Origin of the sequence: Uliginosibacterium sp. 31-16 (assembly GCF_030730865.1) — a bacterium.
GTDB lineage: Bacteria > Pseudomonadota > Gammaproteobacteria > Burkholderiales > Rhodocyclaceae > Uliginosibacterium.
This window is the reverse complement of the sequence record NZ_JAVALZ010000003.1, coordinates 655,234-668,674: the sequence shown is the minus strand read 5'-3', so window position 1 is coordinate 668,674 and position 13,441 is coordinate 655,234. Positions and strand designations below refer to the sequence as shown.

General features: G+C 58.8%; 14 protein-coding genes and 1 pseudogene. 8 read left to right on the top strand and 7 right to left on the bottom strand.

Annotated elements, in window-relative coordinates:
- Nucleotides 1-93: 93 nt before the first annotated feature.
- The 4 genes from Q9Q94_RS14840 to Q9Q94_RS14825 are packed head-to-tail and all read right to left on the bottom strand — an operon-like array spanning nucleotide 94 to nucleotide 2,844.
- Nucleotides 94-315: a helix-turn-helix domain-containing protein gene (locus tag Q9Q94_RS14840; RefSeq protein ID WP_305980889.1), complete on the bottom strand. Its 222-nt coding sequence runs from the start codon at nucleotides 313-315 to the stop codon at nucleotides 94-96.
- 2 nt (nucleotides 316-317) lie between these two features.
- Nucleotides 318-1,250: a serine O-acetyltransferase EpsC gene (gene epsC, locus Q9Q94_RS14835; RefSeq protein ID WP_371929859.1), complete on the bottom strand. Its 933-nt coding sequence runs from the start codon at nucleotides 1,248-1,250 to the stop codon at nucleotides 318-320.
- 41 nt (nucleotides 1,251-1,291) lie between these two features.
- Nucleotides 1,292-2,266 carry a cysteine synthase A gene (gene cysK, locus Q9Q94_RS14830; protein WP_305980887.1) on the bottom strand — a complete coding sequence of 325 codons (975 nt, stop codon included), beginning with the start codon at nucleotides 2,264-2,266 and terminating at the stop codon, nucleotides 1,292-1,294.
- Between the two features lie 50 nt (nucleotides 2,267-2,316).
- Nucleotides 2,317-2,844, bottom strand: coding sequence for a rhodanese-like domain-containing protein (locus Q9Q94_RS14825; RefSeq protein WP_305980886.1), 528 nt, complete (start codon nucleotides 2,842-2,844; stop codon nucleotides 2,317-2,319).
- Between the two features lie 285 nt (nucleotides 2,845-3,129).
- Here Q9Q94_RS14825 and Q9Q94_RS14820 point away from each other — a divergent pair, with 285 nt between their 5' ends.
- The 5 genes from Q9Q94_RS14820 (at nucleotide 3,130) to Q9Q94_RS14800 (ending at nucleotide 7,556) form a co-directional block, all read left to right on the top strand.
- Nucleotides 3,130-4,089: a sulfonate ABC transporter substrate-binding protein gene (locus Q9Q94_RS14820; RefSeq protein ID WP_305980885.1), complete on the top strand. Its 960-nt coding sequence runs from the start codon at nucleotides 3,130-3,132 to the stop codon at nucleotides 4,087-4,089.
- An 86-nt stretch (nucleotides 4,090-4,175) separates the two neighbouring features.
- Nucleotides 4,176-5,375, top strand: a complete 1,200-nt coding sequence (gene ssuD, locus Q9Q94_RS14815; protein WP_305980884.1) for an FMNH2-dependent alkanesulfonate monooxygenase — start codon at nucleotides 4,176-4,178, stop codon at nucleotides 5,373-5,375.
- Nucleotides 5,372-6,151, top strand: a complete 780-nt coding sequence (ssuC, locus tag Q9Q94_RS14810) for an aliphatic sulfonate ABC transporter permease SsuC (RefSeq protein ID WP_305980883.1) — start codon at nucleotides 5,372-5,374, stop codon at nucleotides 6,149-6,151. The genes ssuD and ssuC overlap by 4 nt, the downstream gene beginning before the upstream one ends.
- 22 nt (nucleotides 6,152-6,173) lie before the next feature.
- Complete coding sequence (locus tag Q9Q94_RS14805) at nucleotides 6,174-6,974, top strand: ATP-binding cassette domain-containing protein (RefSeq protein WP_305980882.1); 801 nt, start codon at nucleotides 6,174-6,176, stop codon at nucleotides 6,972-6,974.
- Between the two features lie 24 nt (nucleotides 6,975-6,998).
- Nucleotides 6,999-7,556 (top strand): NAD(P)H-dependent oxidoreductase, encoded by a 558-nt coding sequence (locus Q9Q94_RS14800; protein WP_305980881.1) that lies wholly within the window; start codon nucleotides 6,999-7,001, stop codon nucleotides 7,554-7,556.
- Between the two features lie 20 nt (nucleotides 7,557-7,576).
- Here Q9Q94_RS14800 and Q9Q94_RS14795 read toward each other — a convergent pair.
- Nucleotides 7,577-8,317 (bottom strand): annotated as a pseudogene (locus Q9Q94_RS14795) (GntR family transcriptional regulator).
- A 226-nt stretch (nucleotides 8,318-8,543) separates the two neighbouring features.
- Between Q9Q94_RS14795 and Q9Q94_RS14790 the strand changes: the two are divergent.
- From Q9Q94_RS14790 to Q9Q94_RS14780, 3 genes are read left to right on the top strand one after another with little or no spacing between them, the layout of a single operon-like run.
- Nucleotides 8,544-9,797: a radical SAM protein gene (locus Q9Q94_RS14790; RefSeq protein WP_305980880.1), complete on the top strand. Its 1,254-nt coding sequence runs from the start codon at nucleotides 8,544-8,546 to the stop codon at nucleotides 9,795-9,797.
- A gap of 12 nt (nucleotides 9,798-9,809) precedes the next feature.
- Nucleotides 9,810-10,277 (top strand): hypothetical protein, encoded by a 468-nt coding sequence (locus tag Q9Q94_RS14785; RefSeq protein ID WP_305980879.1) that lies wholly within the window; start codon nucleotides 9,810-9,812, stop codon nucleotides 10,275-10,277.
- A 20-nt stretch (nucleotides 10,278-10,297) separates the two neighbouring features.
- Nucleotides 10,298-11,668, top strand: a complete 1,371-nt coding sequence (locus tag Q9Q94_RS14780; protein ID WP_305980878.1) for a B12-binding domain-containing radical SAM protein — start codon at nucleotides 10,298-10,300, stop codon at nucleotides 11,666-11,668.
- 87 nt (nucleotides 11,669-11,755) lie between these two features.
- On the opposite strand, the gene Q9Q94_RS14775 is transcribed toward Q9Q94_RS14780, so the two are convergent.
- Complete coding sequence (locus Q9Q94_RS14775; RefSeq protein WP_305980877.1) at nucleotides 11,756-12,457, bottom strand: DUF3592 domain-containing protein; 702 nt, start codon at nucleotides 12,455-12,457, stop codon at nucleotides 11,756-11,758.
- Between the two features lie 290 nt (nucleotides 12,458-12,747).
- Complete coding sequence (locus Q9Q94_RS14770; RefSeq protein WP_305980876.1) at nucleotides 12,748-13,440, bottom strand: amino acid ABC transporter permease; 693 nt, start codon at nucleotides 13,438-13,440, stop codon at nucleotides 12,748-12,750.
- Between the last annotated feature and the right edge of the window lies 1 nt (nucleotide 13,441).

The following is a 13,441-nucleotide window of genomic DNA, read 5'->3' as shown; positions in this document are numbered from 1 at the left end:
CCTTGCAAGATTCAGGGTTTATCAGGAAAACGTCTTACCAAATATGCTTTTCTTCTAAGCGTGTCTCAACATGCTATCGCCAGCACAAAGCCATCAATGTTGCTCACAGCGCGCCAGCAGATAGGAGGGCAAAAGCTCGAAACCGCAGGCAAGTTTGTTGATGGTCACCAGTGAAGGCATGGCAATACCGCGCTCGATCTCACCCACATAGGAACGGTTCAGATCGGCACGCTCGGCGAGCTCTTCCTGCGACCAGCCACGCGCTTCGCGCAACTGGCGTACGACGGCAGGGAATCGGTTGACGACCGGACTCATGCTTAAATCCCTCCACCGTGGTTCAGCACTTCATGCTGGGAATTGGCCTGCGTCACGTTGCTTCCCGCTGAAACACTGCGCGTCAGCCAGACATTGCCGCCAATCACCGAGCCCTTGCCGATGGTGACCCGCCCCAGTACCGATGCGCCGGCGTAGATCACCACGTCATCTTCAACAATCGGATGACGCGGCAAGCCCTTGTGCAACGTGCCTGCCTCATCGCTGCTAAAACGCTTGGCCCCCAGGGTGACCGCCTGGTAGACACGCACGTTGCGGCCGATGATGGCGGTTTCTCCGATCACCACACCCGTCCCGTGATCGATGAAGAACCCCGGGCCGATCTGCGCACCGGGATGAATGTCAATTCCGGTTTCGGAATGCGCCAGCTCCGCCACGATGCGTGCCAGCAGAGGAACGCCAAGCTGATGCAGCTTGTGGGCAATGCGGTGATGAATCATTGCCACGACGCCGGGATAGCACAGCAGCACTTCATCCACGCTGCGCGCGGCAGGGTCACCGCGAAAAGCTGCCGCCACGTCGGTATCAAGCAGGCGACGGATATCCGGCAAGGCGCCAGCAAAATCACGCACAATGCCTGCTGCCTGAAGTTCCAGCGAGGTAGCCCCCGCGTTTGTCTGGCGGGCTGCATAGCGCAACTCAAGCCGTACCTGGACGAGCAAGTTGTTCAAGGCCGCATCCAGGGTATGGCCGACGTAGAAATCCTCGCTTTCCTGACGCAAGTCGGCTGGACCGAGACGCATTGGAAACAGTGCCCCCCGCAGGGACAGCAGAAGCTGACGCAGGGTTTCCGGCGACGGCAGCTCGCGCCCGCCATATTCATGGCGGCGCTGCTGGGCCTCACGCCAGCTTTCGCGTACTTCACGCAGGCCGGCAACGACACGGTCCAGATCCCAGTTCGGCGTGGCGGAGGCCAGCATTGAAGCACCGGCCCCATCCAGGGACGAAAGCCTGATGTTCATGCCGCGATCCCGGCCGCGTCAAAAAGCCCCTCAAACAACACCGAGCTCAGATAGCGCTCACCCGAATCCGGCAGGATTGCCACGATGGTCTTGCCCGCATTTTCGGGCTTCTGGGCCAGACGCACAGCGACGGCTGCAGCAGCACCGCTGGAGATACCGGACAGAATCCCTTCTTCGCGCGCCAGGCGACGGGCAAACTCGACAGCATCTTCATTGCTGACCTGCTCGATGCTATCTACCAGCGACAGATCCAGAACGCCAGGCACGAAACCGGCGCCGATGCCCTGGATCTTGTGCGGCCCCGGCTTGACCGGCTCGCCATTGCGCGTCTGGCTCAACACCGGACTGGACGCCGGCTCAACCGCCACGGAAGTAATCGCCTTGCCTTTGGCTTTTTTGATATAGCGCGACACCCCGGTAATCGTGCCGCCCGTACCCACGCCGGAAACGAAGATATCCACCGCACCATCGGTAGCATCCCAGATCTCGGGGCCCGTGGTGGCTTCGTGGATGGCCGGGTTGGCCGGATTCTTGAACTGCTGCAGCAGCACATACTTGGGGTCCGACGCCGCAATTTCCTCTGCCTTGGCAATCGCACCACTCATACCCTTGGCGCCTTCGGTCAGCACCAGCCTGGCTCCGTAAGCAACCAGCAGCTTGCGCCGCTCCAGGCTCATCGTCTCAGGCATCGTCAGGGTCAGCGGAATGCCGCGTGCAGCGGCGACGAAGGCCAGTGCAATCCCGGTGTTGCCACTGGTAGGCTCGACCAGTTCCTTGCCCGGCCCGAGCAGGCCACGCTTTTCCGCGTCGTCGATCAAGGCGGCACCGATCCGGCATTTGACAGAGTATGCGGGATTCCGTCCTTCTATCTTCGCCAGCACCGTGGCACCAGCGCCACCGGTGATGCGGTTGAGCTTGACCAGCGGCGTTCCACCAATGGATCTGGAATTATCTGAAAACCATTTAGACATGTTTGTATCTCCGACTTCTGATTGAAATTCTTTCGTTCAGAACCAAATGATCAGTCCTGTACCCAAGGTAGATTCCAGTGCTTCCAGCCGTTGCTCTCGCCACGCTGCTGCAGGTCGTTCAAGTCGCCTTCGAAGCCTTCGAACACATTGAAAACATTCTTGAAACCAGCCTTGGCTGCAACTTCTGCCGCCAGAGCAGAACGTTTCCCACTGCGGCACAGAAGAAGAACAACAGCCTCTTTTCCGACTTTTGCCTCAAGTTCTCTGGCGAAACGCGGATTGCGTGTCAGTGCAGTCCCGGTCGCCCAGGCAACATGCAAGGTTTCCGGAACGTGTCCTACAAACTTGCGCTCTTCTGCACTACGGACATCGACGATCAAAGCGGCTCCCTGATTGAACAACTCCCAGGCTTCGACAGGCGTTACACCACCCGAGAACGGGAGACTCCGCTCTGCAGCGCGTTCACGTGCCCGAACAAGAATTTCTTTTGCATAAGTTTCATCGGCAGACAGAGCCTGACTCAAGCCATGACGGTTTGCCGCATTTGCAGGAGCATCCTGAAGAGTAGATAAAGGCATCACTTCCTCCATATTCGGTATTTGGCGAGCACCATGCATCCATCAGGAATGAATGCTGGCCTTGGGAATGGACTGCAGCATATGTGCTGGCTTTAACCAGCAAAACGAATAAAAAGTTGTTCGCTTATCCAGAATGTTGATAAGCACAACCAGATCACCTCGCGCCTTGTGCATAAGCAATTCTGAAATCCTTCGTTCCCTTGGATGTCTCCCCTGAATAGAGTGCGTCATGTCCAGAGCATGCAGATGCCGACGAATCACTCACTCACCACAGGGAGCAATCAAATGAATACACCGAAGAGTTTCCATCGCCAGCTGCTTGCTGCCGTCCTGGCTATGGCCACACTTGGCATGGCAACGCCAGCCTCTGCCGAATACAACCCGAAGCAGCTGCGCATCGGATTCCAGAAGTCCGCCAGCATCCTGTCTCTGATCAGGTCACAAGGCACCCTCGAGAAGCTGCTCGCGCCGAAAGGCATCGAAGTGAAATGGGTTGAATTTCCGGCTGGCCCGCAACTTCTTGAAGGTCTGAATGTTGGCGCCATCGATATCGGCAACGTCGGCGAAGCTCCGCCAATCTTCGCTCAGGCGGCCGGTGCGAATTTCATTTACGTCGGCACCGAAATCCCCTCCCCCCAGGCCGAAGCGATCCTTGTGCCGAAAAACTCGGCCATCAAAACCGTAGCCGACCTGAAGGGCAAGAAGGTTGTACTGAACAAGGGCTCCAACGTGCATTACCTGCTGGTCAAGGCGCTTGAGAAGGCTGGTCTGAAGTACAGCGACATCACCCCTGTATTCCTGCCCCCCGCCGACGCACGTGCCGCATTCGAAAAAGGCAGTATCGATGCCTGGGTCATCTGGGAGCCCTTCCTCTCGGCAGCCGAGAAGCAGGCTAATGCCCGCATCCTTGCCGATGGCACCGGCATCGTCAGCAACTACAACTTCTTCCTGGCCGAACGCGAATTCGCGGAGAAACGAGCTGACGTGATCAAGCTGATTTTCGAGGAGTCACAGAAGCATGCGCTGATCATCAAGAAGGACGTGAAAGCAGCGGCAGCCATCATCGCGCCACTGCAAGGGCTTGATCCTGCCATCGTGGAACAGGCATTGACGCGCTATGAGCTGCAAACCGTGGCCATTGACGACAAGATCCTCGACAACCAGCAGAAGGTGGCCGACACCTTCTTCGAACTGAAGCTGATTCCGAAGGCCATCAAGGTGCGTGACGCCGCCCTGAAACGCTGATCCTCATTAACCCAGGGCTGGAGGCGCGGTACAGCGCCCCGGCCATTCGGTGTTTTCACCGTTTCATTCCCACAGAGAAAAGCACAATGAAAATCCTTTGGTTTCTGCCCACCCACGGCGACAGTCGCTACCTCGGCACCAGCGAAGGGGCTCGCGAAGTCAGTCTCGACTATCTGCGCCAGATCGCACAGGCAGCCGATCAGCTTGGCTATTACGGCGTACTCACGCCCACCGGGCGTTCCTGCGAAGATCCGTGGGTCGTCACCGCCAGCCTGATCGGTGCCACTCGCAATTTGCGCTTTCTCGTTGCGCTGCGCCCCGGACTTACTCAACCTGCGCTCGCCGCACGCATGGCAGCAACGTTTGACCGTCTCTCCGGCGGACGCCTGCTGGTCAATCTGGTTACCGGTGGAGACTCCAGCGAACTCGCGGGTGATGGACTGTTCCAGTCACATGCCGAGCGCTATGCCGCAGCAGGCGAATTCATCCGGATCTGGCGGGAAATCATCGCCCGCAGTCACTCCAATGAAAGTTTTGACTTCAAGGGCGAGCACCTGCAGGTATCCGGAGCCCGTCTTCTCTACCCGCCGATCCAGAATCCGCATCCGCCAGTGTGGTTCGGCGGCTCCTCGGACGTTGCCCATGATCTGGCGGCCGAACAGGTTGAGACTTATCTGTCATGGGGTGAGCCACCAGCAGAGGTCAGGAAGAAATTCGATGATGTGCGCGCCCGCGCCGCCAGACATGGGCGCAAGGTGAAGTTCGGCGTACGCCTGCACGTGATCGTTCGCGAAACCGAGGAAGAAGCCTGGGCCGCAGCTGAGTCCCTGATCAGCCGGCTCGATGACGAGACCGTGGCACGTGCTCAGGGCGCTCTGGGCAAGATGGAATCCGAAGGCCAACGCCGCATGGCTGCCCTGCATGGTCAAGGCAAGGGTCGGACACGTGCCGACCTGGAAATAGACCCGCATCTGTGGGCGGGTGTCGGCCTCGTACGAGGTGGTGCAGGCACCGCCATCGTCGGTAATCCGCAACAGGTAGCGGCCAAGCTGCGCGAGTATCAGGCTATCGGTGCAGAGGCTTTCGTGCTTTCAGGCTACCCGCATCTGGAAGAGGCTTATCGCTTTGCCGAACTGGTCTTTCCGTTGCTGCCGCTGGAGCACACCACATCCGATCGCCTGCCGGGGAAGACGCTGACTGGCCCATTCGGCGAAATCGTCGGCAACCACTTTGTTCCAGCCAGAACAGGGCGACCGGAACATGAAGACAGAAAGGTTCCTGCATGAGTCAGTCCCTGCCCCGTCTCGTCTGGCAACGATCACTTCCCTGGGTGGCACCGGTCTTGCTGCTGCTCCTGTGGCAACTCGCAGCCCAGACTGGCTGGCTCTCCAGCCGCGTCTTGCCAGCGCCACTGGCTATCGGCAAAGCCGCCTGGACTCTCGCGTTGTCAGGAGAGCTATGGCAACACGTGGCGGTCAGCGCCCGTCGGGCCTTGTCCGGTTTTGCCATTGGCGGGGGGGCCGGGCTGCTGCTGGGGTTGTTAACAGGCAGTTTCAGGCGCGCTGAAATCCTGCTCGACACCAGCTTGCAGATGGTGCGCAACATCCCGCCGCTGGCGCTGATCCCGCTGGTGATCCTGTGGTTCGGTATCGATGAAGGGGCCAAGCTGTTTCTGGTATCCATCGGGGTTTTCTTCCCGATCTATCTGAACACCTATCACGGCATCCGCTCGGTTGACGCCACGCTCATCGAGATGGGACGCAGCTATGGCCTTTCCGGCTGGGGCCTGTATCGCGACGTCATCCTTCCCGGCGCAACCGCTTCGATCCTGGTCGGCGTGCGCTTCTCGCTAGGCTTCATGTGGGTAATCCTGATCGTGGCTGAAACCATTTCGGCCAGCTCAGGCATCGGTTACATGACCATGAATGCCCGCGAATTCCTGCAAACCGACATTGTGCTGGTCGGAATCCTGCTCTACGCCCTGCTCGGCAAGTTTGCCGATCTCACGGCGCGAGGGCTGGAGCGCTTCTGGCTGCGCTGGCATCCCGGATATCAACACTGAACTGAATCAGGAGGTGAAAGCCATGAACCACAATTCACGTGAAACTGAAGCCTTGGCCAGCAGTGCTGCCATCGTCAATGCAAAAGGTACGGGCCTGAGCCTGCGCAGTATCGTCAAACGCTATGGCGAGCGCGAAGTTCTGCGCAGCATCGACCTGGACATTCAGCCCGGTGAGTTCGTTGCCATCGTCGGGCGTAGTGGCTGCGGCAAAAGCACACTCCTGCGCGTGATCGCCGGGCTGGAAGAAATCCAGAGTGGTGTTCAGTTGCATGATGGTCGCCAGGAGTCCACACATGACGACACCCGCATCATGTTTCAGGAGTCCCGCCTGCTCCCCTGGAAGAAGGTGCTTGCCAATGTCAGTCTCGGACTCACGCGGGATCGCTATCTGGAAGTACTCGACGTGCTGAATGAAGTCGGCCTCGCCGACCGACGCTTCGACTGGCCCAGCCGTCTCTCCGGCGGGCAGCGTCAGCGGGTCGCACTGGCCCGTGCCCTCGTACACCGCCCGCGTCTGCTGCTGCTGGATGAACCACTCGGTGCATTGGACGCCCTGACCCGCATCGAAATGCACGCCCTGATCGAATCGCTGTGGCGCGAACATGGCTTCACAGCCCTGCTGGTGACGCATGACGTGCACGAAGCCATAGCGCTCGCTGATCGCGTAATCCTTATCGAAGACGGGCAGATCACCCAGGATCTGCATGTGCGCCTGCCACGGCCGCGGGCGCGCAGCGATGCAGCTTTTGCTGCACTGGAAGAATTGCTGCTGAATCAACTGCTCGGCAAGACCCTTATAAAACCGGACGCCCTGGCGGCCTGAGTCTCTGACTTTAAAGGAAAAAATATGTCACATATCGTCACCCTGGCGGGCAGCCCCAATCCACAGTCGCGCTCTTCATATCTTCTGCGTTGTGTTGAGCAGCAACTTGCCCGACTTGGCTTCACGGTCACCCGCTTCAGCATTGACGATTTCAATGCGGAAGACCTGATCCACGCCAGATCGGGGACGCCTGCCCATCAGGCCCTGAATGCTGCCATCGCCCGCGCTCAAGGTGTGGTAATCGCTTCGCCGGTTTATCAGGGTTCCTTCACTGCGGCACTGAAGGCCATTCTCGACCAGATCCAGCATCGAGGCCTGAATGGCAAGAGCGTACTCAGTCTCTCTACCAGCGGCAGCATCGCTTATCGCCAGTCACTCGAGTTCGCGCTATTGCCTGTGCTGAAAACTCTTGAAACCAGCCACATCCTGCCCGGCATCAATGTTGCCGACCAGGAGTTCACGCGTGCTGGCACGGAGATTGAATCGTATCTGACTGAAGAAGTCATCCAACGTCTGCAGGATGGCCTGGATGCTTTTCTGAGCAAGCTTCCGCGCAACCCGCACGAGCAGATCGCTGCCTGAGCGCCGCCTGACCTTCGCCATCAGTCCCGCTCCACGCGGGCCTGATAGCGGAAGGTATCACCCCGGAAATACAGGTGATCAAACTCCAGCGGAGCACCATCCCGGCCGCAGGTCAGACGTTCGATGTGCAGCAGCGCTGCACCAGCTTCGACTTGCAGATAAGCAGCCTGCTCCGGCGTGGCAAGCACCGAGTCGATGATCACATCGGCATGTCAAAGTGAGATGCGGTAATCATTTTCAAGAATCAGGAAGATGTCGCGACTCACCAGATCCTCGCGTGACAGTCGCGCACCAAGTTCGGGGCGAACAAAGGTCAGATCGAGCGATACCGGCGTACTGTCAAGGTAACGCACCCGACGCACTTCCGTCACCAGCGCCCCAGGCTCCAGCTCCAGCCCTGCCGCTACAGTGGCGTCGGCCGGGACATTACTCAGACCGAGCACCCGGTTCACCGTCTGGTAGCCCAGTCGCGACATCGCCTCACCAAAACCTTGCAGGCGTGAAAGGCTCTGCATCGGGCGTGGTTTGGACACATATGAGCCCTTGCCCGCCAGTTTGAAGATCAGACCTTCGCGCGCCAGATCGTTCAATGCCTGGCGTACCGTAATCCGGCTCACTCCGAAACTGCTGATCAACTCGCTTTCCGAAGGCAGGCGTTCATGCTGGCGCAAATCACCATCGAGAATCCTCTTTCGCAGCGCCTCACGCAATTGCTGGTAAAGCGGCTGCGGCGCACCGTGCCCGAACGCTGAATCCTTCATTTCCAGTCCTTTAAACAACCAGCACCACAATCCCAATGGCAAGTGCCATAAAAATATTTGTATCTCAAACAACAGCTTGCCACAGCCTGTCATGACAGGTCATATAAGGATTGCATAAGCTCAGCAGAACTAATTGGTTCGCACCGGACAGCGCCCTTCGGATAATCCATTCATCAAACAGGGTCTTGTGACCCACGCACCGAAACCCGTCTGTCAAGGAGCCCACATGGTTGCCCTGCTTAAACCTCGTTATCGCGAAGAATCCTCTTTCGAGGACACCCTCGCCGCCCATCCCGACTTCCCGCGTCTGGTCGCCCTGAAAATCGACGTGCAACGCCGTGGCGTGTTCTACACCCCGCGTGCCGAAGCGGCGGTTGATCCGGCCATCCACCAGTTGCGCAGCCCCTACATCTTTGGTTCGCGTGACGGAGTCATCAAACCGCTGCCCGAATCCCTGCTGCTGCGCGATGGCAGCACCATCCTCGTCGATCCGACCCCGCTTGAGCAGGCCCCCTACACCGTCGATTATCGTGACGGGCGCTTCGTGCTTCTCGACGAAGGCCGCGAACTGGAAGAGGTCGACCTGTGGCCCAAGCCCGCCTACTACGACAAGCAGACAAGTACCGGCCTGCCGATGAGCCACATCATCAGTGCCCGCCCGCAGCGCCTGAACGTATTCCAGTCCAGCTTCTGCTACTTCTGGGCGGAGAACGAAGGCTGCCGTTTCTGCGACATCGTCACCCACACCAAACAGCAGCGCGACGAGCTCGGCGTGCCGAACCGCCTGCGCCCGCAAGACGTGAAGGAAACCCTGGCTGAAGCCATCAAAGAGCCGGGCCGCTTCACCAACCTGTGCCTCACCGCCGGCTCAGTGATCAAAGGCAAGGAAATTTTCGACCTCGAAGTGGATTTCTACATCGAGCTGCTGCAAGCCATCGGCGAGAACTTCACCACCAAAAAATTCCCCAGCCAGCTCATCGGCTCGGCCTTCAATGAACGCCAGTTGCGCCGCCTGTATGAGGAAACCGGCCTGTCGAGCTACACCAGCGATCTGGAAGTGCTCAACGAAGAACTGTTCAACTGGATCTGCCCCGGCAAAGCCAAACACATCGGCTACAAGGGCTGGCGTGATCGCCTGATCGGGGCGGTCGACATCTTCGGTCGCGGCAATGTCGGCACCGGCATCGTTGGCGGCGTGGAGATGGCGCAACCGCTCGGTTTCAAGAGCGAAAAGGACGCGCTGGAATCCACCCTGAGTGAAGCGGAATACCTCGCCGAGCGTGGCGTCACCACGGTCTACATCGCCTGGGTGCCGCGCCCCGGCTCGGCCTTCGCCGGGCAAAAAGCGCCGTCGCTGGATTACTTCATCCGTCTCGCTCGTGGCCTGCAGGATCTGCGCATCAAGTACGGCCTGTCGGTCGACTTCGACGACTACCGCCGCTGCGGCAACCACCCCGACACCGATCTGGCCCGAATCTGAGAGGACTACACCATGAGCATCGAACTTTCACAGGACGTCATTGAGCTCCTCAACGACCGCGACACCATCAAGGTGTTGGCCAGCGTAGATGGCAATGGCGTGCCGCACGCCGTCTTCAAGCAATCGCTGCACCTTGGCGAAGACGGTCGCATCCATTCACTCGAATTGATCGAATCCTCCACCACCGGCCGCAATCTCGTCGGCAGCATCTGGTTCGAACGCAAGGTCACCATCCTGCTGCGTGGCACGGACAAGCGCAGCGTGCAGATCAAGGGACGCGTCCTCAAGTACCACATCACCGGCCCGCTCTACCTGCATCACTACAACGCGGTGCGCGAGCGCCTGGGCGATGTTGATCTTGCCGGGGTGTGGGTCATCGAGCCGGAGCAGGTCATCGAGCAAAGCTTCAAGGATAGACGCGCCACCGAAGACGCCGCCCACCCGAGCTTCATCCATCTGGACCGCATCGCCGCGCACTGAGCCACAGACAGAGATCCGCCATGAAAATATTCCTGATCAATCCGGCGTTCTTCGATCACAGCGAATTTCGCAACCGCTTCGAGGATTACACCAAGTGGATTCGTGGCGGCAATCTGTATGTCGCGCCTTTCGAGCCGCCGCTGGGCCTTGCCTATCTGACCGCCGCCGCCAAGCAGCATGGACACGATGTTGAACTTCTCGACATGCAGGGCCTGATGATGGACAGCGAGGCACTGGAACAGCGCCTGCACAATGAGCAGCCGGACTTCGTCGGCATCACCGCAATGACGCCGACTTATCCGGAAGCCATCCGCGTCGCCGAACTGGCCCGCAAGATCCTGCCGCAGGCACACATCGCGCTGGGCGGTGTGCACCCCACGCTGGACCCCGAAGGCGTGCTCGCCCATCCGGCTGTCGACTTCGTGATGCGCGGCGAAGGCGAAGAAGCCATCGTCGCCCTGCTTGATGTTCTGACCGGAGGCCACGAAAAAACGGCAGGCACGCTCGCCGAGGTACCCGGCCTGTGTTACCGCACGGATCAGGGCCTGCACATTTCGGAGCGTGCGCCGCTGATCCGCGACCTCAATGCCATTCCGCCGGCTGATTACAACGCCTTCCCGGTCGAGCGTTACATCGAGCACAACGGCTTGCTGCGCAGCGTGCGCGGCATCTCGATGATCGTCTCGCGGGGTTGCCCCTACTCCTGCTCCTTCTGCGCCGTACAACAGACCATGGGCCACAAGTGGCGTTTCCGCTCGGCGCTCGGCGTGGTCGAGCAGATCGAGAAACTTCGCGATGAACATGGCATCCAGGGCGTATGGTTCAAGGACAGTATCTTCAACCTGAAGAAAGACTGGACCCGTGAATTCTGTCGTCTGATGATCGAGCGAAAAGTCGGAGTCGAATGGCAGGCACTCACCCGCATCAACCTTCTCGATGACGCCGAACTGGCGATGATGAAAGAAGCCGGCCTGACCCAGATTGATCTGGGCATCGAATCCGGCTCGCCGAACACCCTCAAACGCCTGAACAAGAAGATCACCGTCGACGAGATCCGTGCTGGCGTGGCGCTGGCGAAGAAGCACGTGCGCGTCTTCGGCTTCTTCATGATCGGCGTGCCAGGCGAAACCGAGGACGACGTGCAGCAGACCTTCGAGCTCGCTAAATCCATCGAGCAGGACCGCTGGAGCTGGAGCATCTACAGCCCCCTGCCTGGCTCACCGCTATACGACGATCTGATTGCCGAAGGCCTGATCCAGCCCTACGCCCTGAATCACACGGAAGTGCACTTCACCAAAGCCTACGAAGGCATCTGCAGCATCCCGCCGGAGCGCCTGCAAGCTCTCTACGCCGAGATCAACGATCACTTCAGCGGCAGGTTGACCGCCTGAATGCACTGCCCGGAGAGCCGCGCGCAGCGGACTTCTTCAGGCCGGCTATCTGCAGAGCGCCGCTGGATGCGGCGCTTCGGACAATAGTCAGTCAGCCAGTTCTGGCAGGAAACTTGTGTCAACAAAGTAGCTTTGCGGATTCAAGGGATCGATGAAAACCGGAATGCTCTGACGGTCGATACGGGATTCAGGGTTGAACCACAGATTCTGGCTGAAGAACATATGAAGCTTCGTCGTCTTCGGATCCTGCCACTGGCACACAATGCGCCAGGGATTCGCGCCATTGAGCTCCAGACTGGTGTTTTTCTCAACACGCAAATATGCGGCTTCAACCACATGCCCAAGTTTGCGCAAGCGCGCTTCGCGCCGCGTACCACGTAGCACGATCAACCAGAGGCCCGCACCGACGGCAAAGAATATCGAGCCAAGCCCACCCACAATCAGCGCGCCTCCCCACAAGGAAAAGAAACTGTTGATCCGCGCATCATCAGGCTTTGACGGTGAATAAAGCACCTCGACTTTCTCACCCTCTTCGTATGCAGGCGGATTGCTGCCGACAGATGACTGGAAAAACCGGTTTTCCCCATCCGGTGTCTGGTAGCCCACAACCGGGTGATACACCGTGGAATCGTCACTTTCCGAAGCAACAAGTTCGAGGATCACACCTGGAGCGCGCTGCGCCTCACTCAGGAAGCTGCGTGTATTGGCAAACAGGATCAGGGCAATAATCAGAGTGACAGCGCCAATGCCACCAAAGATGTATTGAAAAATTTTGAGCGGATTTCTCATGATCACGTATGCCGTCGAGTTTTATGAAGGGAGCCGAGTGTAGCTGACATCAAGCTTTGCCACGCTGGCGCCAGACAATCTGTCTGACCGGGCTGTCAATCGGTCTGACTCTACTCGTTTGTGACACTGAAAAAAGCCTTCCGACAAACAAGCTGGAGCGGCCCCAGTAGCCGGCGAAGGCTTCGCATCGCGGCAGGAAAACTATCTTTTCCAGACAACATCACCCGCGGTTAGCCGAATGATCAAACCACGGCCTGGACCGGAAGAACTTCTCCATGCGAAACGGCGCATCAGTGCGAGTGCGTGGCGCTCCGGTAGCGCTTTCCGAGTTGTCGCGCCATCACGTCAAGCGCGCTACACAAAGTGAAGTAGATCGCGCCGACGAATAGAAATATCTCAGCCGGATAGACCATGGTACGACTATTGACCTGTGCGGCCAGGAAAGACAGTTCTCCCACACCGACGATGTAGGCCAGCGATGTGTCCTTGATCAGCGATACCCACTGATTGATGAAAGACGGCAGCATCATGCGCAGGGCTTGTGGCAGCACGATGTAGCGTAGGACATTAAGGCGACTGAATCCGAGCGACAGGCCTGCTTGCCACTGACCCCGGCCAATCCCTCGAATTCCGGCGCAAACCGAGTGCGCCAGGTAGGCACCGCCGATCAGTGACAGCGCGCACATCACCGATAATATGCCCGGCACGTCGATACCGAAGGCGATCGGCAGCAGAAAGTACGTCCAGAAAATCAGCATCAGTACAGGGATCGCTCGGAAGAATCCGAGCCCCAGAATCAGTGCAGTTTTCAAACGGCCGCAGCTCATCGCCAGCATGACACCAAGCAGCAAGCCCAACGCAGCGGAGGCCAGCGCTGATCCAATACTCAGCAGCGCGGTGAGCGCCGCGCCACCCAGCGGACCATCCGGCCAGGAGCCCCACAGCAGGTAGGCGAGGTTGCCATGAATGACAGAGAAATCCATA

Coding starts and splice junctions, on each gene's coding strand:
- Q9Q94_RS14805 (WP_305980882.1), top strand. CDS start 6,174: ATGAACCACAATTCACGTGAAACTGAAGCCTTGGCCAGCAGTGCTGCC.
- Q9Q94_RS14825 (WP_305980886.1), bottom strand. CDS start 2,844: ATGCCTTTATCTACTCTTCAGGATGCTCCTGCAAATGCGGCAAACCGT.
- cysK (WP_305980887.1), bottom strand. CDS start 2,266: ATGTCTAAATGGTTTTCAGATAATTCCAGATCCATTGGTGGAACGCCG.
- ssuC (WP_305980883.1), top strand. CDS start 5,372: ATGAGTCAGTCCCTGCCCCGTCTCGTCTGGCAACGATCACTTCCCTGG.
- Q9Q94_RS14780 (WP_305980878.1), top strand. CDS start 10,298: ATGAAAATATTCCTGATCAATCCGGCGTTCTTCGATCACAGCGAATTT.
- Q9Q94_RS14775 (WP_305980877.1), bottom strand. CDS start 12,457: ATGAGAAATCCGCTCAAAATTTTTCAATACATCTTTGGTGGCATTGGC.
- Q9Q94_RS14820 (WP_305980885.1), top strand. CDS start 3,130: ATGAATACACCGAAGAGTTTCCATCGCCAGCTGCTTGCTGCCGTCCTG.
- ssuD (WP_305980884.1), top strand. CDS start 4,176: ATGAAAATCCTTTGGTTTCTGCCCACCCACGGCGACAGTCGCTACCTC.
- Q9Q94_RS14840 (WP_305980889.1), bottom strand. CDS start 315: ATGAGTCCGGTCGTCAACCGATTCCCTGCCGTCGTACGCCAGTTGCGC.
- Q9Q94_RS14790 (WP_305980880.1), top strand. CDS start 8,544: ATGGTTGCCCTGCTTAAACCTCGTTATCGCGAAGAATCCTCTTTCGAG.
- Q9Q94_RS14800 (WP_305980881.1), top strand. CDS start 6,999: ATGTCACATATCGTCACCCTGGCGGGCAGCCCCAATCCACAGTCGCGC.
- Q9Q94_RS14785 (WP_305980879.1), top strand. CDS start 9,810: ATGAGCATCGAACTTTCACAGGACGTCATTGAGCTCCTCAACGACCGC.
- Q9Q94_RS14770 (WP_305980876.1), bottom strand. CDS start 13,440: ATGGATTTCTCTGTCATTCATGGCAACCTCGCCTACCTGCTGTGGGGC.